This window comes from Verrucomicrobiales bacterium, from assembly GCA_016793885.1.
In the GTDB taxonomy this organism is placed as follows: domain Bacteria; phylum Verrucomicrobiota; class Verrucomicrobiia; order Limisphaerales; family UBA11320; genus UBA11320.
In genome coordinates this window covers 56,699-83,590 of the sequence record JAEUHE010000151.1, presented here as the reverse complement: position 1 = coordinate 83,590, position 26,892 = coordinate 56,699, and the positions used below count along the sequence as shown (strand labels likewise).

The following is a 26,892-nucleotide window of genomic DNA, read 5'->3' as shown; positions in this document are numbered from 1 at the left end:
AACGATACCTCACGCCTCATGGGTTCTTCCCGACGTCACTTTCTGCAGGCCAGCGCCACTCTCGGCGCGGCGGCTATCGCCTTTCCAGCCATCCTGCGTGGCCAGAACCTCAATAGTCGAATCAACGTCGCGACCATCGGAGCCGGGGGCAAGGGCAGCTCGGACACCGATGAAACCGCCAAAGCCGGTGGTCATATCGTCGCGCTCTGCGATGTGGATCGAGGCACGCTGGATGCCCGGGGCGCCAAGTATCCCGAAGCCAAGCGCTACCGAGACTATCGGAAGATGCTCGAGGAAATGGATAAACAAATCGATGCGGTCATCGTGGCTACGCCTGATCACGTTCACGCCCACGCGAGTCTGCTGGCGATGAAAATGGGCAAGCACTGCTTTTGCCAGAAGCCGCTCACTCACTCGGTCTATGAGGCGCGCAAGATGCGCGAGACCGCCGCGAAAATGAAGGTGGCCACGCAGATGGGCAACCAAGGCAGCGCGGGCGATGGGCTTCGTCGGGCGGTTGAGGTCATCCAATCGGGAGCCATCGGACCGGTCCGCGAATTGCACGTCTGGAGCAACCGCCCGATCTGGCCCCAAGGAGTGGATCGTCCAGATGGGTCAGATCCCATCCCCGAAACCCTCGATTGGGACCTGTGGCTGGGGCCGTCCCCGTATCGGCCCTATAAGAAGGGCGTGTATGCTCCCTTTGCGTGGCGCGGCTGGATGGACTTTGGCACCGGTGCCTTGGGGGACATGGCCTGCCATACGGTCAACATGCCCTTCCGGGCGTTGAAGCTGGGCTATCCGACCAGCATCGAGGCGCGCTCCTCGGCCATGAAGAAGGAAACCTATCCCAGTGCGTCGGAGATCATCTTCCAATTTCCCAAACGCGATGGGCTTCCCCCTTTGGAATTTCACTGGTACGACGGCGGTCTCAAGCCGTTTTCCGAAAAGAGCCACCGCATCCTGGACCACTTGAACAAAGGAGATGCCAAAGGCGACAAGAAACTGCCAGGCAGCGGTTGCCTGCTCATCGGCGACAAAGGCCATCTCTACTCCCCCGACGACTACGGTTCGCAGTTCTTCCTGTTGCCAGAAACGAAATTCCAAGGTTACAAAGGACCTAAGGAAACCATTCCACGCAGTCCTGGTCACTATAAGGAGTGGATTGAAGCCATCCGTGGAGGCAAGCCGGCCTACTCCAACTTCGACGTGGCGGCCTATCTCACCGAAATCATCCTGTTGGGGTGCGTGGCGATGCGGGTGGGCAAAAAGCTCGAGTGGGACGGCCCGAACATGAAGGCGCTCAACGCCCCGGAAGCCGAGCAATACGTCAAGCTGGCCTACCGACCCGGCTGGGAGCTGCCCGTCTAGCAGGCCGTCGGCGTCAGCCTGTGGAGACGTTGCACTTCGGTCTTAGCTTTTTCTGGGACTGCTCTTCTCAAGCGGCTCCTACAGGGCTCGAAGGGAAGGCCGAGACAACCTCCAAGGAAGAGTTTTGCCCACGGAACACACAGAACACACGGAGTCGGAGGCAATTCAGCAGAAGAGTAACTTCAGTCGGCTCGGCCACTCGCCCCGCACCCGCGGTCGGGGTTGCGGTCTCTCCTCGGATCCGTGTGGTCCGCGTGGTCCGTGGGCAAAATGTCCCCGTTCCCAGGCTTCCGCACCTGCCAACGAACGGACTTACACCGCAGAGGCGGGAAGGGCGCAGAGAGGGAGAGCAACGGGTGAACCACGGATTTCGCTGATTCCACGGATTAAGAATCCTGAAGGCATCGGAATCTCCAGACGTCGGCTCCTCCAGAGGAAGTGGAGCGAACCTCAGATCGCCTCGCGACTCCGCGAGGAACATCGCCGACCAGGAAAGTCACTTAAACGTCAAATGTGTCTCACGTTCTTCAATTGACGTTTCGAGAAGATCTGTGAACAATCATCCAATGCTATCGCGGAACGATTCTCTAGTGCTGCCTGTACTGTCTCTTTGTTACGGGATCCTGTGCTCTTCACTCCTGGTTGAGGTAGCCCAGGCAGCCAACCCCCCCCCGCCCTTTCGTCGATCACCCTATCTTCAGTTTGCCAGTCCTAATCTCATGCACGTGGTTTGGCGCACTGAGGGCCCCATTGATCCCGTGGTCCGTTACGGGAGTGATCGCAATCATTTGACCGAGCGGGTCCGCGGCGGCTCCATTGTCACGCGAGCCTCTCTTGGGACTAACGGTCAGGAGATGCTTCCTCGGTGGAAGGCTTTGCGAACTTCGGCAAACCTTGCATTGCCCAAGTTGCACTCAGCCCCAGTTGGGACCTTCCAATACGAAGCCAAGATTGCCGACCTCAAGCCCGACACTCAGTATTACTACGCGGTCTACGACGGTGACAAGCGGCTCACGCCCGCGGATGACACCTACTATTTTCGAACTCAGCCGCTCGCTGGCACCGCCCGGCCCATTCGCTTCTGGGTGCTTGGCGATGGCGGGACCGGACGCGAGGCGCAGAAGGCGGTGCACGACGCCATGACAAGCACCGTACTGAAAGAGGGCGTGCCGCTTGACTTTTGGATCCATGTTGGAGACATGGCCTACAACACGGGTCGTGACATGGAATTCCAAACACGGTTCTTTGAGTCTTACGAGCAGACCCTGCGCAACAAGGTGTGCTGGCCGACCATGGGCAACCACGAAGGCCATACCTCCAAGGGGACCACGGGTGTTGGACCTTACTACGACGCCTACGTGGTGCCGACTCGCGCCGAGGTGGGCGGCTTCGCTTCGGGAACTGAAGCCTATTACTCCTACGATTACGGAAACATCCATTTCATCTGCCTGGACTCGCACGACATGGATCGGAAACCCACCGCGCCGATGGCAAAGTGGCTCAAGACGGATCTAGAGAAAACCAAAGCAGATTGGATTGTCGCCTTCTTTCATCACCCCCCCTACACCAAAGGGAGCCACGACAGCGACAAGGAGAAGGACCTGATCGAGATGCGTCGCTACATTGTTCCCATCCTGGAGGCGGGGGGAACCGACGTGGTCCTAACCGGCCACTCCCATACCTACGAACGCTCCATGCTGATGGATGGAGCTTACGCGACCAACACGGTCTCGGAGAACGTCATTCTGGATGATGGAGATGGCGATCCCGCTGGAGATGGCGCGTATCGCAAGAGTGCAGGGATTCACCCCCATGAAGGCACCGTCCAAGTCGTGACGGGCAACGCGGGCCAGACCCTCAGCCGTGTAGGTAGCCTACCCGTGATGCGCCGAATCATTCTCGAGCACGGCTCGGTCATTGTCGATGTGCATGGCGACACCCTGGTGGCACGCATGATCAATCGCAACGGGAACGTGCGGGACCTCTTCAGCATCATCAAACGCGGCGTGGTCACTCCGACTCGAGTCGGTAACCCGTGGCAGCCCGCGGAATATAAAAAGTCCAGCTCAGAGCCAAAGGACAAAGCCGCTCCTGCCGTCGATCACAAGATCGTCATACCCCAGCACGCTCAGTGGGAGTATCTGGCGGGTTCGCACCCTCAGGGCATGGGGTGGACACGGCTGGGTTTCGCCGGAAAGGATTGGAAAACAGGCGTTGGCGGCTTTGGCTATGGCGAGGGTGAGTTTAAGACCGAACTCAAGGAGATGCGTCGGAAGTTCTCCACGGTCTATCTACGCAGGGAATTTGAGGTTGCCCAGGCGGACGCCATCACGGAAATGGGGCTTCAGATCGATTATCGAGATGCCTTCATTGCCTATCTCAACGGACGCGAGGTAGTGCGGCAAAATGTCGGCCGTAGCAGCGGCCGGAACGCCCAGGGAGTCAAAGCGCGTGAGGATCGCGGGCGCGTTTATCTCACCCTCAAAGATTTCCAAAACCACCTCAAGGATGGGGTGAACGTGCTCGCTATCGAAGGCCACACCTCCGCTGCGGACACTCTGGACTTCTGCTTGGATCCGATCCTGGTACTGGAAGACTAGGGATTATGAAACCTTTCCAATCACTTGGGCTGGTGGCTGCCATGTGCGCCTGGTTAGGACTGGCGGGTTCCCTGGCCGCACACGAGGGTCCCGAGCATGAAATTGAGGAACTGACGGAGTTGTTGAACCGCGGAGAGACTGCGGACTTGTTCCTACAGCGTGCCATTGAGTATCGCGTGCTCGGCAAACTCGGTGAAGCCGCGCGTGACCTTGAGCAAGCCATCCGCCTGGGTCCGGAAAAGCTGCTGGTACACCGGGAACTGGGACGCGTGTATTTCTCTCTCGGCAAGACGAACGAAGCCCTCGATACCATCTCCCACGCCCTGAAGCTCAAGACCGACGAGCCCAACGAGCTGGCAGCCCTGCACGCCTCACGCGCGGAAATCCTGAAGGCTCGGGCCGACTACAAAAAAGCACTCGAAGACTGCAACCACGCCATCCAACTGCATAAACAGAACGTGGATTGGTATCTCCTCCGCAGTGACCTGCACGAGCGACTAAAGCAGCCCAAGGAGCGGCTCGATGGCATTCGGCAAGGGATCGACGAGACCGGGAGCGGCGTTCTCGAACTGGAATGGATCGAAGCGCTCTTGGATGATAAGCAGTTTGCCGAAGCGTTGAAGAAGATCGAGCCGGAGCTGCAAAGCTCGCGCATCCGCAGCTCCTGGCTGGTCCGACGCGCCCGCGCTCAGCAGGGCCTCGGCAAAAACGAGGCAGCCAAGACCGATCTTGAGGATGCCATTCAGGAGATGAGCACTCGGATCAACCCGAGTTCCCCGGATGTCACCCTTCTGACCGAACGAGCCCAAGCCCACGAAATGCTCAAGGATCGGGATGCCGCCAAATATTGGTACGAACAGGCGCGGGACGCTGGTGCCGAGGATTGGGTTAAAGAGAAGATTAAAGCCATCAAAGCCGAAGAGGACGCCGAGAAAGAACCCAAGGAGAAGTCCCCAGAGAAATCGAAGGAGAAGGACAAGGAAAAGGACAAGTCCGCCCCCTGAACGTGATTTCGCCCTACCCCATATCGTCACTGAGGTAGGGAGAGACTCTGTCGAGCCCATTCCTGCCCCAGGCGCTGGACAACAAGGGGGCAACTCCGCGAGGGTGGACAGGGGACAGGTGACCCTCTCCCCATCGGCTCTCCACAACGCAGCTCCCACCAAGTTCGACCATCTTGGGCTCATCAGGGCTCGAGCAGAGTCTCGCCCTACCCCTTCCTCGGACCGCTTCGCGATCAAATCTCATCCTACTCCCTATGCTCACCAAGGTCGACAAACTACCGTCTTGATGTCCAGGACCGCTCCGGGCACCTTTTCATTCATGTCTCCCTCGGTTCGCCTTTGGCCAATCTGCTTCGCACTCTGTCTAACGCTTTTTCCTTTCTCTGGAGATGCCGCGTCAACCCTTGAAGTGGGCGCTGCCTCGGTGGACCTGCAGGGAGAAGACCAAATGGTCATCGCCGGAGGAATCACCGCAGGCAAAGTCGTCGGACAGGAAGGAAGACTGCGTTGTATTGCCACCGTTCTTCGCCAGGGCGCCACCCGCCTTGCCATCGTCGCCTGCGATGTTCTGATGATGACCCGCCAAACCTTGGATCCCGTGGTGGCGGACATCGAGCGCGCGACGGGCATTCCCGCCTCTCACATCCTCATCAACTGCACCCACACGCATCACGCCCCTAGCACGATGCGCGTGCATGACTATGGTCCAGATGAAGCCTTCACGCGGCAGGTGCAGGCTGCGATCGTCGAAGCAACCCGCCGCGCAGCCACCAACCTGGCACCCTGCACCTTCCATTTTGCGCTGGGCGAGCAGGCCACCGTGGGCCAAAACAGCCGCGTACTGCTCTCCGACGGCGAGATCTACTGGATTGGACCCCAGACCAATTTTGTAAGACCCACCGGTCCCTTCGATGCCGAGCTGCCTGTCCTGGCCTTCCGCGATTCCATGAATGCCTGGAGGTCCGTCCTCTTCAACCATAGCACTCATTCCATAGGAACGAAGACGCCCGGCAAACGTTCAGCCAGCATCTATGGCCTCGCCACCCAGGAACTCGAGAGCGAGTTGGGAGGAACGTTTTGCTTTCTCGAGGGCGCATCAGGTTCGACGCACAATCTGAAGCTCACCGGCGAGGAATGCATCCGCAGGATCAAACAGTCGGTGAAGGAGACCCTGGAACAAGCCCAGCCACGGGAAGTCGCGCGTCTGGATTCCATTAAACGGTCCGTGAATTTCAAAGTCCGTCGTTTTGACGAGCAAGCAGAGGATGCGGCCGTGCTGCGCTACTGTCGCAAATACGCCCCGGGCAGCTCCGAAGTCATCGCCAAGGTGTTCCGCAACATGCGCAGCGAGCTGAGCTCCTCTCAAGGCCAGGAACGATCCACGTGGGTTCAGGCGATGCGCATCGGCGATGTGGCGGTCGTGGGCGTGCCGGCAGAGTATTTTACGCAACTGGGAATCGACATCAAGAACCGCTCTCCCTTCCGGCATACCTACGTCGCGGAGCTGGCTAACGATTGGGTCGGCTACCTGCCTAACCTGGAAGGTCACAAACTGGGCGGGTACCAGGTCTGGACCGGTTATCACAGCTATGCCGAGCCAGGCACCGGAGAACGCATCGCCGATCTGGCCGTGACCCTGCTGAAAGAGCTCGCCGGCAAGGCTCCCGAAACGACACTCAGTCCATGATATGACTGCTCGACTTCTCCTCTCTCTGGCCTGGGCCGCTGCGGTCGTGCGCGTTTGCTCGGCTGCTTCCGACCCCGTTTTCTCCGGACCACAACCCGGGGAGAAGTTAACTCCCTTTCAAGTGATCGAGATCAACGGAGTTGCCGCCGGCAGCCCTCGGAGGATCCTCGAGGGAAGTTCTGACCGCCCGCTGGCGATTGTGTTCCTGCACGGACTGGAGCGTTCGCTTGTTCCCTTGCTGAGGGTGGTCGACGAATACGGAGCGCTTCGGCAGGACCGGCTGCAAACGGAGATCGTGTTCCTGGCCGCCGACCGCATCGCCGGCGAGCAGCGCATCAAAGCGGCCACCACGTCTCTGAAGCTGAAATCGCATGTAGGCCTGTCGATCGATGGCGCCGAGGGGCCGGGCAACTATGGGCTGAACAAGGATTGCCTGATGACCATCCTGGTCGCCACCAACAGACAGGCCGCCGCGAACTTCGCCCTAATCCAGCCCGGCATCGCGGATGCCCCCAAGGTCCTCGAGGCTTTGGCCAGGACCTGTGGCGACACCAACCCGCCAACGGCCGCGGAATTGAGTGGGCGGACCCGCGGGCCCGCTGGCCCAGGCGAGCGGACGGACAGGATGAAAGCGGAGGACGAGAAGGCCGCCAATCCGAAGAAGGAACCGTTCCCTGGAGCGGTTCCAACCGATGAAAGGCTTCAAGGCCTCCTGCGAAGCTTCATCCGAAAAACCAACGACATCGCCGTAGTTGACCAGATCCTCGCCGACGTCCGCTCACACATCCATGGGAACCCCGACCTCCAGAAACAGGCGATCGACGGTTGGATCCGGATCCTTCACTTCGGGGATCGCTACGGAACCGACTACGCGCGAAAGAAGGGTCAAGAGTTTCTCTCGGAACTTCAACCCCCACGCAGACCATGAACCGCCGGGGCGTCATCCTGTTCGCCCTCCTGCTCCTCGCCTCGCCACACGCCGATGCTGAGACGCTCTCCTTCCGCACCTCGATTATTCCTGTTCTGACCAAGGCGGGATGTAACGCCGGCGCCTGCCATGGCGCTGCCACCGGTCAAGGCGGCTTCAAGCTCAGCCTTCTGGGATATGATCCGCACGATGACCATGATCGGATCACGAGAGAACTAGGAGGACGCAGGCTCGATCTGGTCCGCGCCGACGACAGTCTACTCCTGCGCAAAGCGTCCAACCGGATCGATCACGAGGGCGGACGCCGCTTGCGCCTCGATTCGCACCCGTACGAACTGCTCAAACGCTGGATCGAAAAGGGCGCACCCTACGGCCCCGCCGAACTCCACGTAGCAGGCATCGCAGTAGATCCCTCCGATCAACTCTTTTCCGCAACGAACCAAACACGGCAGCTAAGAGTTGTAGCCAGGCTCTCCGACGACACTCTCTCCGACGTGACGAGCCTGTCCTTGTTCACGTCGAACGATGAGGAAATCGCCGAGGTGTCCGCCACCGGACTAGTTCGCTCCGTTCGACCAGGCCTGACCGCCATCATGGTGCGCTACTCCGGACATGTGGCCGCCTCCCGGATCGGAATACCCTTTGAAGGCCCCAAGGTCACAGCCAACCCGCAGCTGGCCGTGAATTTTGTCGATCAGCACATCCAAGCGGAGCGGCAGCGGCTCAACGTTCCTGCTTCTCAACTCTGCAGCGACGAGGAGTTCATTCGCCGGATCCACCTGGATCTGGCGGGAACGCTGCCCGAGCCTGAGCAGGTCGTCAGGTTCCTGGAACTCCCTGCCTCTCCGGCCAAGCGCGCCCAGGTGATCGAGGAGTTGCTGGATAACGAAAGGTTTGTGGACTATTGGACGCTAAAGATGGCGGATCTCCTGCTGCTCAATGGCAAGGACGAAGCCGCCACCACTTACTATCGCTGGCTGCGCAACCAAATCGCGACACGCGCGCCTTTCGACCAATGGGCTCAAGCCCTGCTCACCGCGACGGGGGACCTGGCGGTCGTGGGCCCCGCCAACTTCATGACGCTCGCCGTCGATCCGCGGGACTTGTCGGAACATGTCGCGCGCATCTTTCTTGGCACTCAAATCGCCTGTGCCCGGTGCCATGCGCACCCGTCCGACCAGTGGACCCAGGAGGACTATCACAGGTTTGCCGCCTATTTCGCCCGGCTCAACCGGGATGGCGGTGCCATCCAGATCTCCCAGCGAGGAGAAGTGGACCATCCCAAGACCGGCCAGCCACTGGCGCCCCAGGCACTCGGTGCCCCCCCTAATAAGCCGCAGGCGGAAGGCGTTGACCGCCGCGTGGAACTCGCCGCGTGGCTCACGTCTCCACACAACCCTCGCTTCACGCACACGATCGTCAATCGAGTTTGGAAACATCTGCTCGGCCGTGGCCTGGTAGAGCCCGAGGACGATCACCGGCCCACCAACCCTCCAAGCCATCCCGCGCTCCTGAACGCCCTAGCCCAAGAGTTCATCCAGCATCGACTCGACCTGCGCCACCTCGTCCGGACCATCGTCCTGTCCGAAACCTACCAACTCAGCTCTCAGGCCAGTGACGCGAACCGAACGGACTCGAAACTGTATTCGCACGCGCAGGTCAGGAGCCTGCCCGCCGCCGTGTTCGTTGACGCGGTCGCACAGGTCACGGGCGTCCCCGATGTATTCCCGGGGTATTCTCCCGGCACCCGGGCCGTCCAACTCCTGAGCCCAGCAATACCCTCCCCCGCCCTGGATATTCTAGGCCGGTGCCAACGCAAGCAGTCCTGCGGGAGTCCTACCCAACCAGGCGGCGGCGGCCTGGCGCAAGCCCTTCACCTGATCAATGGCTCAACGATCAACGAGAAAATCAGCGGCGATCGAGTCGCCCGGTGGCTGCCACAATCGGATCAGGAAATCATCCTCAATCTTTATCTGCGGGCGTTCGCCCGACGACCTTCAGCCAACGAGATGAACGAATGGAACTCACTTCTCTCGCGCCGAAGCGATCGCCAGGAGGCCATTCAGGACCTCATCTGGACCGTGCTCAACTCCCGCGAATTCTCCGTGAATCATTGACGCGCCTCATGAATCCTCACTCGCTTTCGATCGGCCAGCGCTGCGACGGGGTGTCCCGGCGAGACTTCCTGCAACTGGGGCTGTTGTCTGGCCTGGGACTCAGCCTTGCCGACTTGTTGCGGCTGCGCGCGTCGGCAGCCGGTAGACGCACGGAGCCTCGGGCCAAGGCGTGCATCTTGATCTGGTTGGATGGAGGGCCGAGCCACCTCGATACGTTCGACCTGAAACCGGACGCACCTTCCGAGATCCGCAGCCAGTTCCGTCCCATCCCCACCAATGTGCCTGGCCTGAGCATCTGCGAACATTTGCCGCGCACGGCAGCAATGATGAATGAAGTGGCGTTGATCCGATCGCTCACCCACGAACTCGGCAACCATGACACGGGTTCCAGTTTCCTGCTCACCGGCCATCGGCCCAAACCAGCCCTGGAGCACCCCAGCCTCGGCAGCATCGTGGCGCACGCTCAGGGTGCGAACTCGGTGTTGCCACCCTATGTTGCCATTCCGGGTGACTCCGTTGGAGGCAACTCCAATGCGGCGCGAACTGGCTTCCTGCCGCGCGCCTTCTCTGCCTTCAACGTGGGAACCGATGCGGCCCGAGTTCCGGGGATGCAGAACCCGGAAGGTGTCACCTTCTCCCGCGCGGAGGAACGTCGCGAAATGCTTCGAAAGATGGATCTTTTCTCCCGTCAGGTCGAACAAAGCTCGGTCACCCAGGAACGCGACGCGTTCTATGAACAAGCCTATCGGCTCCTTTCCTCACCCCAAGCGAAGGCCGCGTTCGATCTCTCCGTTGAGCAACCTCAATCCCGGGAACGTTATGGATCCTCTCGCATCGGCACCGGATGCCTGCTGGCTCGGCGCCTGGTCGAGGCCGGCTCTCGCTTCGTCACTGTGGTCGACCCCGGATGGGACACGCATCAGCAGATCTTCAAGGAGCTGCCCGATTCACGCTTTCCAGGCAGTGGCAAGCTGCCCAGTCTGGATCGAGCGTATTCCGCGCTTCTCGCGGATCTTCGGGAACGCGGCCTGCTGGAGACTACACTGGTGGTCCTGATGGGAGAGTTCGGCCGCACCCCCAAACTCAACGCCGCAGGCGGGCGCGACCACTGGCCCCGTGCAGGATCGGTGTGCCTGGCGGGGGGCGGAGTTCAAGGGGGACGAGTGATCGGAGCCACCAACGGTTTCGGCGAGATCCCCATCGATCGACCCGTAGGACCGCCGGACCTGGCCTTTTCGATACTGAAACTGCTAGGGGTCGACCCTGCACAGGAGCTCCTCACCGCAAGCGGACGCCCGGTAAAAATCATGAGCGAAGGTGGCTTCATCCATGAACTGGTGTAGCTCAGTGTTAGCCATCTTGCTGAACCTAAGCCTCGTCGGCCGCTCGGCGGCTGTGCCTATTACAGCCCTCAGCTTCTCGCCCGACGGCCAGTCCCTGGTCTCCAATGGCGACCGTCAACTGGCGGTCCGGTCGCCGATCGACGCCCAGATCCTCCGCCACATCCCTTGTGATTTGCCGAAGGTATCGAGTCTGAGCTTTCATCCCCTAGGGCGCTGCCTGGCAGTGGGAGGGGGAACCCCTTCGGTTCGGGGAGAGGTAACCCTATTCTCCTGGCCGGAAGGCCGACCGCTGCATCGCCTCACCAACCACCTGGACTTGGTCACCCAGGTCACCTTCTCGTCGGACGGCGCGCTCTTGGCGGTAGCCTCCGCAGATGGCTTCGCGCGCATTTGGAATTTCGGGGCGGGGGCGGCGCCCACCGGTCGATGGACACTCACGGGACATGTGGGTGCGGTATTGGGGATCGCGTTCAGCCCCTCGGGACGCAGCGTCGTCACAACTGGAGTGGATCGGTCCTTGAAAGTTTGGTCGCGAGTCGACGGAACTCTGCAGCGTTCCCTCAGTCATCACACCGAAGCGGTCCATGCTTTGGCGTTTTCTCCCCTGGCATCCAACTCAACTGGTCCCGTGGTTTGCGCCACAGGGGGAGACGACCGCACTGTCCGAATTTGGCAGCCAGAAATCGGACGCCTCGTGCGGACGATTCGGCATCATGAAGGAAGCGTGCTTAGTCTGGTCTGGTCCGCAGATGCTGGAACGCTGTACTCGGGCGGTCGGGAAGGCATGATCCGGCAAATCGACGGTTCGAGTGACGAGATCAAAGCCCGGTGGGCTGTTCACGCCGACTGGATCTACGCCCTCGCCCTGAGTCCCGATGGCACCCGACTCGCTTCAGGAGACTGGTCCGGACAAATACTCATTCGTCCGCGGTAGCAAAGACAGGTGACGTAGGGATTTGAAGCTCGAGATGCGGAAGACGCCCCCAAAATCTTACCCCCCGTAACAGGTTGCCAAGTGTGACGTTTTCGGTTACAAACTGCGAACCCATCCAACCAGCAGGATCGCGAATGACTTGTAGGGTCCGAGATCCCTCTGAACCTGGACGGAGTTTTGACCAACGAACGCTGTAAATCTGTAGTCATGAAATTTCCATCCTTCCGCCCTTCTCAATGGATCGTCTCCTGCCTGCTGGCAACTCTGGTCTCGCAAACCGCCTCTGCCCAGACGATCGAGCTGATCGGCTACGAATCCACTTGGCGTTACAACGACACCTCCGTCGCGGACAACAACCCCACGCTCAACCTGATCCCCGGGGACCCGGCTGGCGATTGGCGAATGCTGGGGTTCGACGATACCCAGGAGGGCTGGAACGAAGGAGCGGCCCTTTTTGGCAATGATTCGGCGGGTCTCTATCCCTTCCCTTTCACGACCCCCTGGGACCGCACCGGAAGCCGGGTGACTTTCTATGCTCGAACCCATTTTCAATGGAGCGGCGACGCTCAGAACGTGACTCTGGAGAGCACAAACTACGTGGATGACGGGATGGTCGTCTATCTGAACGGTGTGGAAGTTGGCCGGGTCCGAGTGCCAGGCACACCGGGCGAACCCCCGGCGTGGAACGGGCTCGCGGACAACCTCGCGCCTGAAGGGATAAGCGCCTACTTGAAGTGGGCCACCGTGGACGAATCCCCACTGCCGCTGGTCGAGGGGGACAATGTGGTGGCGGTCGAAGTCCATCAGAGTAGCGCCACCAGCTCCGATGTCGTGTTTGCCCTGGCCCTTCGCGCTACCCAGCCCTTCGGACCAACGATTACGGACCAGCCAGGAGCCCTTGTCATCACCGAACGTCAATCCGCTACGTTCAGAGCGGTGGTGTCGGCGTCTCCACCGATTTCCTACCAATGGTTCAAAGGCACGCCAGGGACTGGCGTGCCGATCCCCGATGCGACCGGCCCCTCCTACCTCATTCCCGATGCCAGCTTGGCCGATGCGGGATCTTATTACGTCGAAGTGACCAACCCCCTTCGCACCACGGCGAGCAGCGCAGCGATGCTCACGGTCAGTTTGGACAAGGAAGCTCCGCGCTTGGATTGCGCCAGCGTAGGGGCCGGCCTCCAAACCGTGCTTGCCAGCTTCACCGAGCGGCTCACCCCGGCGACCGCCAACCTGGCTGCCAATTTCACCATTGTCGGCGCGACCATCCTCGAATCGATCTCCGTTGGGAATGGAAGCCAGGTCATTCTGAACTTGGCAGCCCCCCTCACCGAGGGACAGCGTTACGAACTTCAGGTCAAATCCGTTACCGATTTGGCGTCGACTCCCAATACGATCGCCAACGGCAGCAAAACCGAATTCACGGCCAACACTCTGGTTTACTCGGAAGTGGTCTTGGCCGACGAACCTGAGGCTTATTACCGTTTTGAGGAAGCCGCCGGCGAGACCGTCGCGGTAAACAGCGGCACGCTCGCCACCGAGGCCGACGGGACCTATCTGCCTGAATCCTCCTCCACCGATGTGGGACCGAGCGGCTTCGGATTTTTGGGATTCCTGCCTTCAAACCGCGCCGCAATTTTCGACGGTCTGACCACCTCCGTAACAGCAAACCAACCCCTGCTCGATAGCCTGGCGGCCTTCAGCTTGGAGTATTGGGTCAGGCCGGCTGACTTCACTGCGACGCGCTCCGGAATCATCGGACAAAACGACGCCGTCGAGTACGGATTCATCTCACCCACAATCATCCAGATTTGGACTCCCAACGGTGGATCTCTTGATACTCCTTACCTGTTCCCTCGGGACGAATGGCACCATGTCGTTTCCACGGGCGATGGTGCCAGCTTGCGCACCTATTACGACGGCGAATTGGTGGCAACGGGCGGCGGAGTCACGGCCAACTACGGGTCCTCGACCTTTAATGTCAATATTGGTGGCGGGGGAGTCTTTGACGGAACGGGCAACTTCTTCACGGGCCAGATTGATGAGGTGGCGCTCTATCGCAAGGCCCTCAGCGCCGAGCAAATCCGTGCTCACTATCGTGCCGGGGTCGACGGGGGTGCCCCCGCCCCGCGCATCACGGAAACGAGTCTGGTTAACGGGGCCATCACCTTACGCTGGGTCTGCGGAGGCCGTCTCGAGGCGGCCAATGCATTGACTGGCCCATGGACGGCGCTGGACTCGAACCTGGGAGCCCATTCGGAAGCTGCGAGCGGTGCTCAGAAGTTCTTCCGAGTGGTGCGCTGAGGCCAAGTGGGACAGGCAAAGCGGAGTCTCGCCCTACCCCATATCGTTTCGTCACAAAGGTAGGGCGAGATTCCACTCGAGCCCACTCCTGCCCCAGGCTCAGGATAGCGAAGTGGCATCTCCGCGAGAGCCGATAGGCTGCAAGAGAGGCTCGTTCACCGCTTCCGGACATCGTAAGCCACCAGCCGATGTTCGTTCCTCAAATACAAACGCTGATTGGAAAGGACGGGAGCCGCCCAGCAAGGATATTTCAAATCCGGCACCTGATATCGACCCAACTCCTCAAGCTTATCCGGATTGACACGGAATATCCCCAAGAGCCCCCCTTCCCCCAATGCGAACAGCTTGCCATCCGCCATCACGAAAGAACCTCGCCCGTAAACCGGTGGTTGTTCGGCGCTATGGGGAGGCCAGCTTTCATCGCGGTCCCACTTAAGCTTGCCGGACTTCATGTCGACACAGCGGATCCGGGCGTCGGGTTCATTGCGTCCACTGAAGGCGTAAAGCGAGCCGTCGTGCAGAATGGGCGTCATCCAGTGAATCTCTAGAGCTGTGCCCCGCCAAACCTCATCCACCCCACGACCGTCCGGCCGGACCCGCAGCAAGACGGATCCCACGCGATAATAAGCCCCCGAGATGAGAATCAGATCGCCCTGAACCACCGGGTTCATCGCATTCACCGAGTCATTCGCCCGCGAACGGAACCAGAAACTGAAGTTGACCTGACCGTTGGTGGGGTTCACCGAGACCAGACCTTGTCGCGTGAGACAAAGCACGTGCCGGTGACCATGAATGGTGGCGGCGACCGGGCTCGCGTAACTCGCCTGCTTTTCCCACGTCTGCCATTGAATCACCGGCTCTCCCGGCCATCCAATCTTCGTCAGCCCTTCCCAGTTCTTTTGGCCGACGCTCTCCCAAAGCGTTTTGCCAGTCTTAGCGTCAAAGGCCACCATCCCCGCGTTGGGCTGCCCCCCAACCATGACCAAGAGTCGATCGCCCTCCAAAATCGGTGTGCTTCCCACGCCGAAAAACGCCGGTGGCACCTGCCAATCTTTGGCTGTGTCGCGCTCCCACACCAGCTTGCCCGTCTTGCGCTCCAAGCAAGTCAGCCTCCCCTCCGCCCCCAGGGTGAAGCATAACTCAGCGGTAAGCAGCGGAGTGCAACGCGGACCATTGTTGTACCCATAAGGATCCACATAACTGGTGGGAGATGCATACTGCCACTCACTCTTGCCGGTGACGGCATCGAATGACTCCACGATCTCACGGTTCTCCAGCCGATGATGCAGCACAAGCCGGTTGTCGAGCACGGAGGGTGCGCTGTAGCCGGTCCCAACCGCTTTGGACCAGAGCAACGGCGGCCCGACGAGCGGGAGCGTGTCGATCAACCCCGTTTCCTGCGAGATACCATCGCCACGGGGGCCCAGGAATCGGGGCCAGTCCTCGGCCTGCGACTGGACGGGCAATCCCAGTCCCGCAGCCAGCACGAGGGCGAAAACACAAAAGGTCAGCATCGGCTTTTTCATACAAGGACACGCAATCATTAAGGTTTGTTGACCGAGGATCCCAGAGAGTTGCCCAGAGCGGGAATCTTCTGTCGGCCATTCACCTCGTCCCATGTGAAGGTCCGACGTTCGAGCAGCCCCATCCCGACCTGATACACTTCCAACGTAAGGACCGGAACAGCCGTGGAAGTCTCCACATCATACACGCAATAAAAGCGACCCTTGCCAAAATTCAAAAACATTTCGGGCAGGTTCCGGGTGGACGCCGTCCCGCCTCCGAATGGGCCGGAGGTCACCTCGATGAAACGCTGCTGGACTTGATAGGCCCCAGTGAAGTGCCGATCTCCCGACAACAGAATCACGCCTTCGATCCCACGACTGCGGATAAACTCGAAGATCTCGTCTCGCTCCCGTGGAAAGCTGGTCCAAGAGTCGGGCGTGCCATGGCTCTGCCATTCGCTGCCTGAGACGAGCACCTTCACTTGGGCGACTGACTCCTTCAGCCCTTGCTTCAACCAGTCCAGCTGCCGCGCCCCGAGCATTGTTTTGCTCGGGCTGTTCGTCTGCTTGTTGGGGCTTCGATGGTAGCGTCCGTCCAAGCAAAAGAACTCAACTGCACCACGGCTGAATTTGAAATAGACCCCGGGGTTTTCCGCCTCGCCTCCAGAAGGGTTCGCCCAGTGTTCCCGAAACGCCCTTAAAGCAGATTCCTTGTCAGGCAAGGTGCCATCGCTGTCGTTGGGCCCGAAGTCGTGATCATCCCAGATGCCGTAGGTAGGGAGACGCTCGGTCGTCTGACGAAACCCGCTCGACTGTCGCTGCCCCAGATAAGCCGCGCGCTGTTTGTCTAGATCGGGACTATTCCCGTAATGGTTGTCCCCCATCATGAGAATGAGGTCGACATTCGTTCGCATACCGAGATCCGCCCAGCCCGGCGCAGGATCGTGCGGAGAATATCCCGAGCAGGAAATGAAGGCGAAGCGCAAGTGCTCGCGTGTGCCTGGAACCGGCGCGGTGATGAACGAGGGATACGGTGGCAACATCGCCGGTTTCCCATTGAGGGAGACGGCGTAGTAGTAGCGAGTGGACGGCTCGAGATCTGGAATGGTCCAGGAGCCTGACCGATCCGTTTCCGTCGTGAGCTGCGGTCCGGCGATATGGAGAACCTCGGCCAGCCCTGAATCACGGCTGATCGCAACGGAAGCCTCCGCAGGCAAATGGGATTTCACCCACAGCGAGGCATTCGTGTGGCTCACATGCCCGACCATGGGGCCGACCTCCAGCCAGTTGGCTGAACCCTCTACCACGGGAGCAGAAATAGCCAGCAGGCTGAGCAACCAAACCGGTAGCCCGAAAAGAAGCTTCGAGTTCATCGCCGCGATGTTGCCGCGGTCTCACCCCAGGGCTCAATGCAAATTCGACCTGGAAACGACAGTTGTAACCACGGATTTCATGGATGACACGGATCAAAAAGGGGTTGTGACATTCTTTACCGGGAGATGGCAGTCCCTCTCAGAGTGAATAGGTGGTCCATTCGAATCTTTGCCCATCCGTGCGATCCGCGAAATCCGTGGTTCACGAAGGGCCGGATCCAGGCTCAATCGCTCCTGGACCATCCCTTCGGGAACTCAGGCGCTTTTCCATCGATCCACGTTGTTCGCGTAGATCTCCTGGATGATTTTCGGGCAGTCGTATTGCAGCTTCCAGTTGGGATAGTGCTGCTGAAAGCGGCGAAGATCGCTGACGTACCAGATATGGTCTCCAATCCGGTTGTCGTCCATGTAGGTGGAGCGAAATGGCTTTCCGGTCACGGTCTCAACCATTCGAATCGCCTCCAGCATCGAACAGTTGCTATGGCGCCCACCGCCCATGTTGTAAACCTCCGCCACCCGTGGAGCCCGAAAGAAGGCGTCAAACGCCCGAATCAGGTCGGCGCTGTGAATGTTGTCGCGGACCTGTTTTCCCTTATAGCCAAAAACCTTGTACTCCCGACCGGTCATGCCGCATTTGACCAGATAGGAAAGAAACCCGTGAAGCTCCGTGCCGGAGTGACTCGGCCCGGTCAGGCATCCTCCGCGGAAGCACGCCGTGCGAAGCCCGAAGTAGCGACCATATTCCTGAACCAAGATATCGGCCGCGACCTTGGATGCACCGAACAAGCTATGCTTGGACTGATCCACGGACATGTCCTCCGCAATGCCTTGAGAATACGGATGAGACGGATCGATCTCCCAACGCGTTTCCTGCTCCACGAGCGGCAGGGTGTTAGGCCGATCGCCATAAACCTTATTCGTGGATGTGAATAGGAATACCGCCTCTGGGGCATGATCGCGGGTCGCCTGCAGCAGATTCAGGGTGCCGTTGGCATTCACCGAAAAATCGGTGTGAGGATCGCGGGCTGCCCAGTCGTGCGAAGGTTGGGCGGCGGTGTGGATCACCAGGGAGATGCGCTTTCCATACTGGCTAAAAATTTTCCCGATCGCCTCCACATCCCGAATGTCGGTGTTGTGGTGGCAATACCTGGCACCCAGCTCCTGTTGGAGCTTCTGACGATTCCAGTCGGTCGAAGCCTCCGCACCGAAAAAGAACTTCCTCAGGTCGTTGTCGACCCCCACCACGTCTAGCCCCTGGCTCGCGAAATGCCTGACGGCCTCCGAACCAATCAACCCTGCCGATCCCGTGATAATTGCAACGCTCATGAATAGTCTCGTGTATGTCGGAATCCCCCGGCAAACCTTGAGGGAGCGACCATCCGGATACTGTCGGCCAAGTTGGACAAAAAGGCGAGCAGAAGGTTGAGGGGTTGAGCGAAAGGCACCTCGAAAGGAAAACGTCACTAAGGTAGGGAGAGACTCCGTCGAGCCCTGATGAGCCCTAGGTTTTCGAATTGGAAAGGGGCTGCTGCGGGGAGAGCCTAAAGCTGACGAAGACTTGTCGGCACTTGCGGAGTTTCTGCCTGCTTCTTCCCCGCCCCCCCCGGAGGGGGGATCCGGGCCCGGAAACAATCGCACCCGGTTCCCTCTGGTCAAAAGCCGCAGGTTACCCTTAATTTCACCTGTCGCTCACATGAAACGTTCTTATCTCATCTCAGCCTCGATCGCCTTGGCTCTCCTGACCGAAGGCTGCGCACACCTCCCTTCTCCCGTGAACTACCCCACAACCCGCCGGATGGAACAAACCGATAACTACCACGGAACCGCCGTGCCGGACCCCTATCGCTGGCTGGAAGACGACAACTCCCCGGAAACCAAGGACTGGACGGCTCGCCAGAACGAAGTCACGTTCGCCTATCTCAAGTCCATCCCCCAGCGCGGTGCCATCAAGGAGCGATTGACCAAGCTGTGGAACTACGAGCGCTATGGAGTGCCGTCTCGCAAGGGCAACCGCTACTTCATCAGCCGCAATAACGGCCTCCAGAATCAATCAGTCCTCTACTCCATGGACCGGCCTGAGGCCGAGCCCCAGGTTTTGCTCGATCCCAACAACTTGTCGGCCGATGGAACCGTGGCTCTCGCCAGCACCGCCATCAGCCACGATGGCAATCTGCTGGCTTATGCCCTGTCGGCCTCGGGATCGGACTGGAACGAGTGGAAGGTTCGCGATGTTCGAACCGGAACCGACCTGAGCGATCACCTCAAGTGGGTCAAATTCTCCGGCGCTGCCTGGACCAAGGACAATAAGGGGTTCTTTTACAGCCGCTATGACGAGCCGAAACCGGGCGAAACCCTCAAGGGTGTTAACTACTACCAGAAGCTTTACTACCATCGCCTCGGAACCGCCCAGTCCGAGGACAAGCTGATCTACCATCGACCGGATCAAAAGGAGTGGGGATTTGGCGGCTCGGTGACGGACGACGGCAACTACCTCATCATCAGCGTCTGGCAAGGAACTAATCCGAAAAACCGCGTGTTCTATCTGGATTTGTCCAAGCCCGACAGCCAGGTGGTGGAACTGCTCAACGACTTTGATGCCTCCTATAACTTCGTTGAGAACGATGGACCCGTGTTTTGGTTTTTGACCGATCTGAACGCCCCGCGCGGCCGCCTGATCGCCATCGACACCACCCAACCCCAGCGCAGTCGCTGGATCGAGGTGATTCCTCAAGCTGCCGAGACCCTGCAGTCGGTAAGTGTCCTGAACAATCAGTTTGTCTGCAGCTACCTCAAGGATGCCCAAAGCCAGGTCAACGTCTTCTCCCTACAGGGGGCACCCATCCGCACCCTGGAGTTGCCCGGCATCGGCAGTGCCTCAGGCTTCGGAGGCGAGCGCAATGACACGGAAACCTTTTTCTCCTTCACCAGCTTTACCGTGCCCGGGGTGATCTATCGACACGACCTCCGCACCGGTCAGAGCACGGTGTTCCGACAGCCCAAGGTAGATTTTGATCCGGCCGACTACGAGACCAAGCAGGTGTTTTACTCCAGCAAGGACGGCACACGGATCCCCATGTTCATAACCCACAAGAGAGGCCTCAAGCTGGACGGCAACAACCCCACCTACTTATACGGGTATGGGGGCTTCAACATCAGCCTCACCCCCAGCTTCTCCGTCAGTCTTCTGGTATGGATGGAACGCGGGGGCGTCTACGCCATGCCCAATCTTCGAGGCGGCGGCGAATACGGAGAGGAATGGCATCAGGCCGGGACCAAGCTCAAGAAGCAGAATGTGTTCGATGATTTTATCTCGGCCGCCGAATGGCTGATCGCCAACCGCTACACCTCCTCGAAGAAGCTGGCCATCGCCGGAGGCAGCAACGGGGGCCTGCTGGTGGGCGCCTGCATGACCCAACGTCCCGACCTCTTCGCGGCGGCGCTGCCCGCCGTCGGAGTACTCGACATGTTGCGGTTTCAGAAGTTCACGATCGGTTGGGCTTGGACCTCCGACTACGGCTCATCGGATAAACAGGATGAATTCCAAGCTCTCTACCGCTACTCGCCGTATCATAACCTCAAGGCCGGAACGCGCTATCCATCCACTCTCATCACCACCGCCGACCACGACGATCGCGTCGTTCCAGCGCACAGCTTCAAATTCGCCGCCCGCCTGCAGGAATGCCACCGAGGCAGCAACCCGGTGATGATCCGGGTGGAGATGAAAGCCGGGCACGGAGCGGGCAAGCCCACAACCAAACTCATTGAGGAGAGCGCCGACAAGTGGGCCTTTCTGGTCCGCGAGTTGGACATGCGTTAGGGTTCTGATCAGAGAACTAGACCCATGGCTTCGGGTATCCAGGCGATCAGTTTCGATGTGGGCGGAACCCTGATCGAGCCCTGGCCTTCCGTTGGCGATGTCTACGCCGAGGTAGCCACCGAGTCGGGCTACCCCTGCCCTGATCCACAGCGGATAACCCGGCAATTCGTTCAAGCCTGGCAGGGCAGAAAGAGTTTCGGCTACACGCGGCAGGACTGGGCTGAGGTCGTCGAAAAGAGCTTTGAGGGCGTGCTCCCCTCGCAGGTCGCGTCGCGACTGTTTCCGCTGATTTACGATCGCTTTACCGAGGCGCGCTCATGGCATCTCTACCCGGACGTGCTGCCGACGTTGGAACGGCTCCGTGCCCAGGGGCTGCGGATGGCGATCACCTCCAATTGGGATGAACGTCTCGACGCCACGCTCCGGGCCTTGAACTTGCAGGATTACTTCGAAGTGGTAACCGCATCGGGTCCCCTCGGCTACCACAAGCCCACCGCGGCGATCTTCCACGCCACCTGTGAAGCGCTGCAATTGCAACCGAAGCAAGTGTTGCACGTCGGGGATAGTCGCTCCGAAGACTTCGGTGGATCCACCGACGCTGGGCTCCAGGGACTGCTTCTACGGAGGCAGCATGTCGCCGCCCTAGAGCCGCATGAGATCAACAGCCTGCTTGGTCTACGGACAAGCCCGACGAGCTTTCGCTGAACCGGGCATCACTTAGGTGTCCGGAGTCACCCAGCTTCATGCGAAGGAACAAGGCGCTATGAACTGCGAAGACAAGTCTCCGCTTTTCCTGCGCGGCGGAGTAGCTGCTGTTGTGCCTATTGAAAACGCTTGCATTGGAGAGGCTGATCTACGGCGAAGGAACAGCGGTGTCGTGCCCTGAGCATTACCTCCAAAAATGCGCACGAGACAAGCTGGGCGATGCCAGCGTTTCCCACTTTGCCGGCAGGGCCCGAACCCGTCGGGTTCAAAGAGATCTAGCCGGGGGTGCTCGCACCCCCGGAACTGTTAAAAGTACCGAGCATCGCGCAGCGATGCCACCGGCTTCGGAGATTTGCATCACCCGACTCAAGGAACCTAATCAGTTCGGCATTACGTTCGCCGACGGGTGGCACGCCTTTCAGGGTGCTGTTGAATAGGGGTACGACAGACCGGGGGTGTCGCTGCGCTCCACACCCCGGCTAAACTCTTTGAACCCTGAGGGTTCTCAGCTTCGGCCTCAGGAACTCATGCGAAGAAGGGAGGATCTCCTAGAGCTTGTCTAGTCTGCATTCTTGAAGGTAATGCTTAGGTCGTGCCACCGCGCTCCCTAGAGCCGCTGACGCGAAGCCCATAGGTTTTCGGCGGCGTTTGCTGCTAGCGTATGGAGAGGTAAACAACGGTCGTCACAACCGTCGGAAGCAAAGCTCCCAGAAACAGCCGCAGCGGAGACACGCCATCTTGGAAAAAGCGATTGAGCAGGGATTGACCGGCCGGGTTCGGTGCGTTGGCAATAACGGTCAATCCGCCGCCAGCCACCGCCCCAGCCACGACGGCATATTTCATTCCCTCGGACAGGTTCGGAACCAGGGTGGAAAGAAAGGTGATGGCCGCGTTGTCGTTGAAGGCCGTGAGAAACACGGCGCCGATCATGAGGGGGACCTCGGAAAGGCTGCCCAAGACCGGTGCGATCCACCACGCCTGGAGACCGCCATGAATCACTAGCGCAGCCAGGAAGAACCCGACGAGGATCGCGGGCCGAAGCTGCAGCTCGGTTTGATGATCCTGGGTCACCTCAAAGAACGCCATGAAGAACAGCAGGGTTCCCACGGTGATCGCCGGGTTGTGGGCATTCAACACCGCGAAGGCCATGAACGACAGGTGGCAGAGGGTGATCCAGACCGGCACGGGACGTCTGGATGCCTCCCTGACAGATGTGGCAGAGCTGGCGGCTTCCGATCGAGACAGGAGAGCGAAATCCTTCCGAAACACGAGGTAATAGATTCCGTTAGAAATCAAGATGGAGAGCAAAGATTTCCATCCAAAGTGAAGGAACATGAACGGAGTGTCCCAGCCCCAGGCTCCCGCCACCATCAACACCGGCGGCGCCGCGAAGTGCGTTAAGGTTCCACCGATGGACACGTTGACAAACAGGAGCCCCAGGCTGGCGTACGCCAGCGCCGGACGCGGCTTGAGGTGGTAAAATTGCTTGGCGAGCAGAGCCGCGGAGATGGTCATCGCGGCCGGTTCGGTGATGAAGGAACCTAATGTGGGCCCAATGGTAAGGATCGAAAACCACCACGCCGTAGGGCCGCCGCCACCCAGTCCGGCCACCCAACGCAACGCCGCCTCTGCCAAGGCCAACACCGGCCTGGTCGATGAGATCGCCATGATCACCACCACGAACATGGCCTCCTGATAGTTCACCACGTGGTTGATGTAGTGCACAGCGGTCGATGAGCCAAACTCGAGGGTGATCAGGAGGACCAGGGGGAGCACCCACACACCAAAAACCGCCTCGACCTCGCCAAGGAAGTGGAACAGCCGTGCCCAGGAGCTGCTGCCGGCCGGTTCGCCACGAGCAACCCGCTCCGCGGCTCCCAGGGCGTGGCGCTCTTCGAACACGTGGGCGAGATGCCGAAACTTATGCGTCACGAACGTATGAATGACCGCCCCCAAAAAAAGCAAGGTCGCCCACAGGTTGAAGGGCTGCTGCTCCACCCGACGCTTCAGAATCTCCAGAACGCCGGACGCGCCCGAGTCCTGGTATCCCGACAAGGGGGGCGGGAAATCGATGGCCGGAGCGGCTGGGTGGGCGGCGGCGAGTGCTGCCTCAGGCAGCCCGACGCAGAGCAGAAACAGGAGGCCAATCCAAAGAGGCCAGCGAAATCGATGCACCGAACCCACCCGCGGTCGCGGGCTGTTCGAGGTATTCTGGAGATGCGCCACTGTCATGCGCCGATGGACTTAGCGGATCCCCGCACGTAAGGCCAGCAGGATATGTCGCGTCCACGTGCGGAGGGGCCTATACCGCGCTGACCTTATTTCAATCGCGTCGCAGTCAGCTCTTCCGTCATCACGCCAATGACCTCGGCCCTGGCTATACGTCCGATCAGACGGCGTCCGTGATTCGAGTCAATCACGGGCACATTGCGCAGCTCGCTGGCGATCAGGATCGGCAAGGCTTCGGCCAGCTTCAAATCAGGGGTCAGACACTGGGGAACTGGCCGCATCAGATCCGAGGCGATAATCCCGTTCAATAAAGCTCCCTCGTGCAAGGAGTCTTTGAGATCCTGCAAAGCAACGACACCCACGAGTCGCTGGTCACCATCCAAAACGGGCAGAAAGTTATTGGGCCCGGTTAGAAAGCGGTCGGCGATCTCGCGGAACGAGGCGTCCTCGCGGATGGGTGGAACCGGTTCCCTCATAAAATCGCCAACGCGCTGGGCGGTCGCTCCACTCCCTCGAGCACCGTCGCCTTCGAGCCCGCGACGACGCAACGGCTCGGTGTAGATGGAGTCTGGATGGAAACGCCGGCCCACCAGAGCCGACACCACACAGGCCAGCATCAACGGGGGCATCAAGGAGTAGTTCAAGGACAACTCAAAGGCCATGATCATGGCCAGCAGAGGCGAGTGAGTCGTGGCTGCCAGCACACTGCCCATGCCGACCAACGCAAACACTCCGACCGGCAGCTCCTCGGCCACACCGCCCAGATGGAGCACGGCGCCGAACAAACTACCCAAGGAAGCCCCCAGGAATAAAGTGGGCGTGAAGATGCCGCCGACCGCCCCGCTTCCGACCGAAATGATGGTGGCGGCGACTTTGGCGACCGTGAGGCCGCAAACCATCCAGAAGATCTGAGGTCCCTCTTTAAAGCCCAGAATCTTGTTGGTCGCACCATACCCATTGCCCCACACTTCTGGAAACTCCAGAGCGATCAACCCCACCGCCAGGCCACCGAGCCCCAGCTTGAGATAGATCGGCACCCGAAGCCGCCCAAAAAACCCCTGAGCCCACCCCAGCCCGCCGAGGAACCAAGCCCCCGCCAGCCCACAGCAACCCCCGAGCAACAAAAACCAAGGTAGCTGCCCGAGCCGGTCGAAGTGAAACGACGGCACGACATACCACTGTCCGGTATCCACAAAAGAGCGGGAAACCATGATCGCGATCACCGAGGAAAACACCACCGGAGCGAACAGGTTCATCGCGAAATTGCCTAACACGATCTGGGCCGCAAAAACGGCCCCCGCGATCGGCGCGTTGCAGCCCGCCGAAAGCCCCGAGGCGGCCCCGCAGGCCACCAGCAATCGCAGCCGATAAGGGGGCCAGTCCATCAGCGTCCCGAGCCGCGACGCGATCGTGGCGGCCAACTGAACGACGAGCCCCTCTTTGCCGATGGACGCGCCGCTGCTGATGCTGAGCAGCGACGACAAGGCGTTCACCAAGGCCGGACGAACGGCCAGCCGACCATCCCCAGCCACTACTGCCTCCAGAAAATTGCTCTCCGGCCCCGATCGAAGAACGCGGAACCCCACATGCAAGACCAGGCCCGCAGCCAATCCCCCGAGCGTGGGCAGCAACACACGCATCCAGCCCGACATGCTTTGAGCGAGGACCAGGATGTCGCCCGACCCGCCCAGGAACAGCAACTGGAGCAGTTGATGACAGACATAGTAGGCTATCTGAGAGAGGCCACCGATGATGCCGACCACCCCGGCGATGAACAGATGGAAAGCCTCCTCCGACATGCGGAGGCGGTCCCTCACCTTCAACGCCATCAGCCAATGCTTCTGGACAAACCTTCGAAAAACATCCAGGCACCGTTGCCAAGTGCCCTGTGCGTCAGCCATAAAGAAACTTAGGAAGAGCGAGACCGGTTTGACGAGCTTTCAATAATGCCGAACCGCGGAGCATAGTTAAGTGGCCATCCCCATTCGATCGCCCATTCGAGCGTATAACTCCAGGCCCTCAGCGGTCCGTTGAAGCAGATCTTCCGAAAGCTGAAGGCGGTCGGGCTGGAAAAGACACATGGTCAGGGATCCTCCAAACTTGAAGAAGCCCTTCTCTGCGCCCTTGGCCACCGGCTGCCCGGCCGCATAAGTCGAAATGGCACTTCCGACATTGGTGGCTCCGACCTCAAGCATCAGCACCCGACCGAAGGACGGCGACTCGATCTCCGTGATCCACCGACGATTCCGCGCCAAGATCCGGATGTCCTGACGGAGGGCGATCGGGTTGACGGAGAACAGAGGTCCCTCAATCATCGCGGTGGGCCCCGGGGTTCCCGCGACGGGAAAATGGAACCGATGATAGTCCACCGGGCAGAGGCGGGAGATCACCAGGCTCCCGTGGCGATACGCGCGCGCCAGGTCGGCGTTCTGCAGCAAGTCCTCAAGGTCGAAGACTTCGCCCTTCACCAGGATCCCTTCGCAGCCGTCCAGCGTCGCGAAGCCCAGATGGCGGCCATCCGCCGGAAACACAGCGGAGTCCGGCGAGCCGTCGACGGGGCGGGCCGAGGGTTTTAACCGGCGATAGAAAAACTCATTGAAAGAGCCATAGCTCTCCGGGGAATCCAGCAGCTCATCACGGCTGATCCCATAGTCGCGCATGAAAGGCAGGATGCGAGCACGGCTCCTCGGCGAGTCCATGCGCCAGCCATACCAGCGGGAAAAGGCCGCCCGCTTCACCAACAGATGCAGTGCGAGGCGGCCCAGCGGACTCCCATAAGTCCAGCGCAGCCAAGCGCCCCCGTAGATCACCTCGGACTCCACTCGGCCGGTGTAACGGTTATAATACTGAATGGGCTGTAGCGGCATGCGCGCGCGCACTCTAAGCCTCGTGCTTAAATGGTAAATCGGAAAAATCCAGGATTCGATCGACTGGCGAGCGCCGCTCCGCCAGGATGCATCGCGAACAACTTATAA

General features: G+C 59.9%; 17 protein-coding genes. 11 read left to right on the top strand and 6 right to left on the bottom strand.

The window, feature by feature from the left end; all coding sequences use genetic code 11:
- Window positions 1–18 precede the first annotated feature (18 nt).
- The 9 genes from JNN07_17650 to JNN07_17610 all read left to right on the top strand — a co-directional run bounded on the left by JNN07_17650 (window position 19) and on the right by JNN07_17610 (window position 14,288).
- The gene (locus JNN07_17650) at window positions 19–1,371 is read left to right on the top strand and encodes a Gfo/Idh/MocA family oxidoreductase (protein ID MBL9169569.1); all 1,353 of its coding nucleotides are present in this window, start codon (window positions 19–21) and stop codon (window positions 1,369–1,371) included.
- A 719-nt stretch (window positions 1,372–2,090) separates the two neighbouring features.
- The gene (locus JNN07_17645; protein MBL9169568.1) at window positions 2,091–3,971 is read left to right on the top strand and encodes a metallophosphoesterase family protein; all 1,881 of its coding nucleotides are present in this window, start codon (window positions 2,091–2,093) and stop codon (window positions 3,969–3,971) included.
- Window positions 3,972–3,976: 5 nt separating this feature from the next.
- Window positions 3,977–4,975, top strand: coding sequence for a tetratricopeptide repeat protein (locus tag JNN07_17640; GenBank protein ID MBL9169567.1), 999 nt, complete (start codon window positions 3,977–3,979; stop codon window positions 4,973–4,975).
- A 319-nt stretch (window positions 4,976–5,294) separates the two neighbouring features.
- Entirely contained in the window at window positions 5,295–6,662 is a 1,368-nt protein-coding gene (locus JNN07_17635) for a hypothetical protein (protein MBL9169566.1), read from the top strand.
- Window position 6,663: 1 nt separating this feature from the next.
- On the top strand, window positions 6,664–7,590 hold the full coding sequence (locus tag JNN07_17630; protein MBL9169565.1) for a hypothetical protein: 927 nt from the start codon (window positions 6,664–6,666) through the stop codon (window positions 7,588–7,590).
- Window positions 7,587–9,707 carry a DUF1553 domain-containing protein gene (locus JNN07_17625; GenBank protein ID MBL9169564.1) on the top strand — a complete coding sequence of 707 codons (2,121 nt, stop codon included), beginning with the start codon at window positions 7,587–7,589 and terminating at the stop codon, window positions 9,705–9,707. Before JNN07_17630 ends, JNN07_17625 begins: the two co-directional genes overlap by 4 nt.
- Before the next feature lie 8 nt (window positions 9,708–9,715).
- A complete protein-coding gene (locus tag JNN07_17620; GenBank protein MBL9169563.1) occupies window positions 9,716–11,050 on the top strand; it encodes a DUF1501 domain-containing protein in 1,335 nt (444 codons plus the stop codon).
- Complete coding sequence (locus JNN07_17615) at window positions 11,037–11,984, top strand: WD40 repeat domain-containing protein (protein MBL9169562.1); 948 nt, start codon at window positions 11,037–11,039, stop codon at window positions 11,982–11,984. Before JNN07_17620 ends, JNN07_17615 begins: the two co-directional genes overlap by 14 nt.
- A 207-nt stretch (window positions 11,985–12,191) precedes the next feature.
- Complete coding sequence (locus JNN07_17610) at window positions 12,192–14,288, top strand: Ig-like domain-containing protein (protein MBL9169561.1); 2,097 nt, start codon at window positions 12,192–12,194, stop codon at window positions 14,286–14,288.
- Window positions 14,289–14,443: 155 nt separating this feature from the next.
- On the opposite strand, the gene JNN07_17605 is transcribed toward JNN07_17610, so the two are convergent.
- The 3 genes from JNN07_17605 to JNN07_17595 form a co-directional block, all read right to left on the bottom strand.
- Complete coding sequence (locus JNN07_17605; protein ID MBL9169560.1) at window positions 14,444–15,832, bottom strand: PQQ-binding-like beta-propeller repeat protein; 1,389 nt, start codon at window positions 15,830–15,832, stop codon at window positions 14,444–14,446.
- On the bottom strand, window positions 15,832–17,166 hold the full coding sequence (locus JNN07_17600) for an alkaline phosphatase family protein (protein MBL9169559.1): 1,335 nt from the start codon (window positions 17,164–17,166) through the stop codon (window positions 15,832–15,834). The genes JNN07_17605 and JNN07_17600 overlap by 1 nt, the downstream gene beginning before the upstream one ends.
- Before the next feature lie 255 nt (window positions 17,167–17,421).
- Window positions 17,422–18,492, bottom strand: a complete 1,071-nt coding sequence (locus JNN07_17595; GenBank protein ID MBL9169558.1) for an NAD-dependent epimerase/dehydratase family protein — start codon at window positions 18,490–18,492, stop codon at window positions 17,422–17,424.
- Between the two features lie 367 nt (window positions 18,493–18,859).
- On the opposite strand from JNN07_17595, the gene JNN07_17590 reads away from it, so the two are divergent.
- On the top strand, window positions 18,860–20,983 hold the full coding sequence (locus JNN07_17590) for a S9 family peptidase (GenBank protein ID MBL9169557.1): 2,124 nt from the start codon (window positions 18,860–18,862) through the stop codon (window positions 20,981–20,983).
- A 24-nt stretch (window positions 20,984–21,007) separates the two neighbouring features.
- A complete protein-coding gene (locus JNN07_17585) occupies window positions 21,008–21,688 on the top strand; it encodes an HAD-IA family hydrolase (GenBank protein MBL9169556.1) in 681 nt (226 codons plus the stop codon).
- Window positions 21,689–22,342: 654 nt separating this feature from the next.
- On the opposite strand, the gene JNN07_17580 is transcribed toward JNN07_17585, so the two are convergent.
- The 3 genes from JNN07_17580 to psd form a co-directional block, all read right to left on the bottom strand.
- Window positions 22,343–23,920 (bottom strand): putative Na+/H+ antiporter, encoded by a 1,578-nt coding sequence (locus JNN07_17580; GenBank protein ID MBL9169555.1) that lies wholly within the window; start codon window positions 23,918–23,920, stop codon window positions 22,343–22,345.
- Window positions 23,921–24,006: 86 nt separating this feature from the next.
- Window positions 24,007–25,818 (bottom strand): ClcB-like voltage-gated chloride channel protein, encoded by a 1,812-nt coding sequence (locus tag JNN07_17575; protein ID MBL9169554.1) that lies wholly within the window; start codon window positions 25,816–25,818, stop codon window positions 24,007–24,009.
- A 66-nt stretch (window positions 25,819–25,884) separates the two neighbouring features.
- Window positions 25,885–26,784, bottom strand: a complete 900-nt coding sequence (psd, locus tag JNN07_17570; GenBank protein ID MBL9169553.1) for a phosphatidylserine decarboxylase — start codon at window positions 26,782–26,784, stop codon at window positions 25,885–25,887.
- Window positions 26,785–26,892 lie beyond the last annotated feature (108 nt).

Excerpts from the sequence above, each read along its gene's own strand:
- JNN07_17605 (MBL9169560.1), bottom strand. The coding sequence starts at position 15,832 with ATGATTGCGTGTCCTTGTATGAAAAAGCCGATGCTGACCTTTTGTGTT.
- JNN07_17590 (MBL9169557.1), top strand. The coding sequence starts at position 18,860 with ATGAAACGTTCTTATCTCATCTCAGCCTCGATCGCCTTGGCTCTCCTG.
- JNN07_17640 (MBL9169567.1), top strand. The coding sequence starts at position 3,977 with ATGAAACCTTTCCAATCACTTGGGCTGGTGGCTGCCATGTGCGCCTGG.
- JNN07_17600 (MBL9169559.1), bottom strand. The coding sequence starts at position 17,166 with ATGAACTCGAAGCTTCTTTTCGGGCTACCGGTTTGGTTGCTCAGCCTG.
- JNN07_17650 (MBL9169569.1), top strand. The coding sequence starts at position 19 with ATGGGTTCTTCCCGACGTCACTTTCTGCAGGCCAGCGCCACTCTCGGC.
- psd (MBL9169553.1), bottom strand. The coding sequence starts at position 26,784 with ATGCCGCTACAGCCCATTCAGTATTATAACCGTTACACCGGCCGAGTG.
- JNN07_17645 (MBL9169568.1), top strand. The coding sequence starts at position 2,091 with ATGCACGTGGTTTGGCGCACTGAGGGCCCCATTGATCCCGTGGTCCGT.
- JNN07_17615 (MBL9169562.1), top strand. The coding sequence starts at position 11,037 with ATGAACTGGTGTAGCTCAGTGTTAGCCATCTTGCTGAACCTAAGCCTC.
- JNN07_17620 (MBL9169563.1), top strand. The coding sequence starts at position 9,716 with ATGAATCCTCACTCGCTTTCGATCGGCCAGCGCTGCGACGGGGTGTCC.
- JNN07_17595 (MBL9169558.1), bottom strand. The coding sequence starts at position 18,492 with ATGAGCGTTGCAATTATCACGGGATCGGCAGGGTTGATTGGTTCGGAG.
- JNN07_17610 (MBL9169561.1), top strand. The coding sequence starts at position 12,192 with ATGAAATTTCCATCCTTCCGCCCTTCTCAATGGATCGTCTCCTGCCTG.
- JNN07_17635 (MBL9169566.1), top strand. The coding sequence starts at position 5,295 with ATGTCTCCCTCGGTTCGCCTTTGGCCAATCTGCTTCGCACTCTGTCTA.
- JNN07_17630 (MBL9169565.1), top strand. The coding sequence starts at position 6,664 with ATGACTGCTCGACTTCTCCTCTCTCTGGCCTGGGCCGCTGCGGTCGTG.
- JNN07_17580 (MBL9169555.1), bottom strand. The coding sequence starts at position 23,920 with ATGACAGTGGCGCATCTCCAGAATACCTCGAACAGCCCGCGACCGCGG.
- JNN07_17625 (MBL9169564.1), top strand. The coding sequence starts at position 7,587 with ATGAACCGCCGGGGCGTCATCCTGTTCGCCCTCCTGCTCCTCGCCTCG.
- JNN07_17585 (MBL9169556.1), top strand. The coding sequence starts at position 21,008 with ATGGCTTCGGGTATCCAGGCGATCAGTTTCGATGTGGGCGGAACCCTG.
- JNN07_17575 (MBL9169554.1), bottom strand. The coding sequence starts at position 25,818 with ATGGCTGACGCACAGGGCACTTGGCAACGGTGCCTGGATGTTTTTCGA.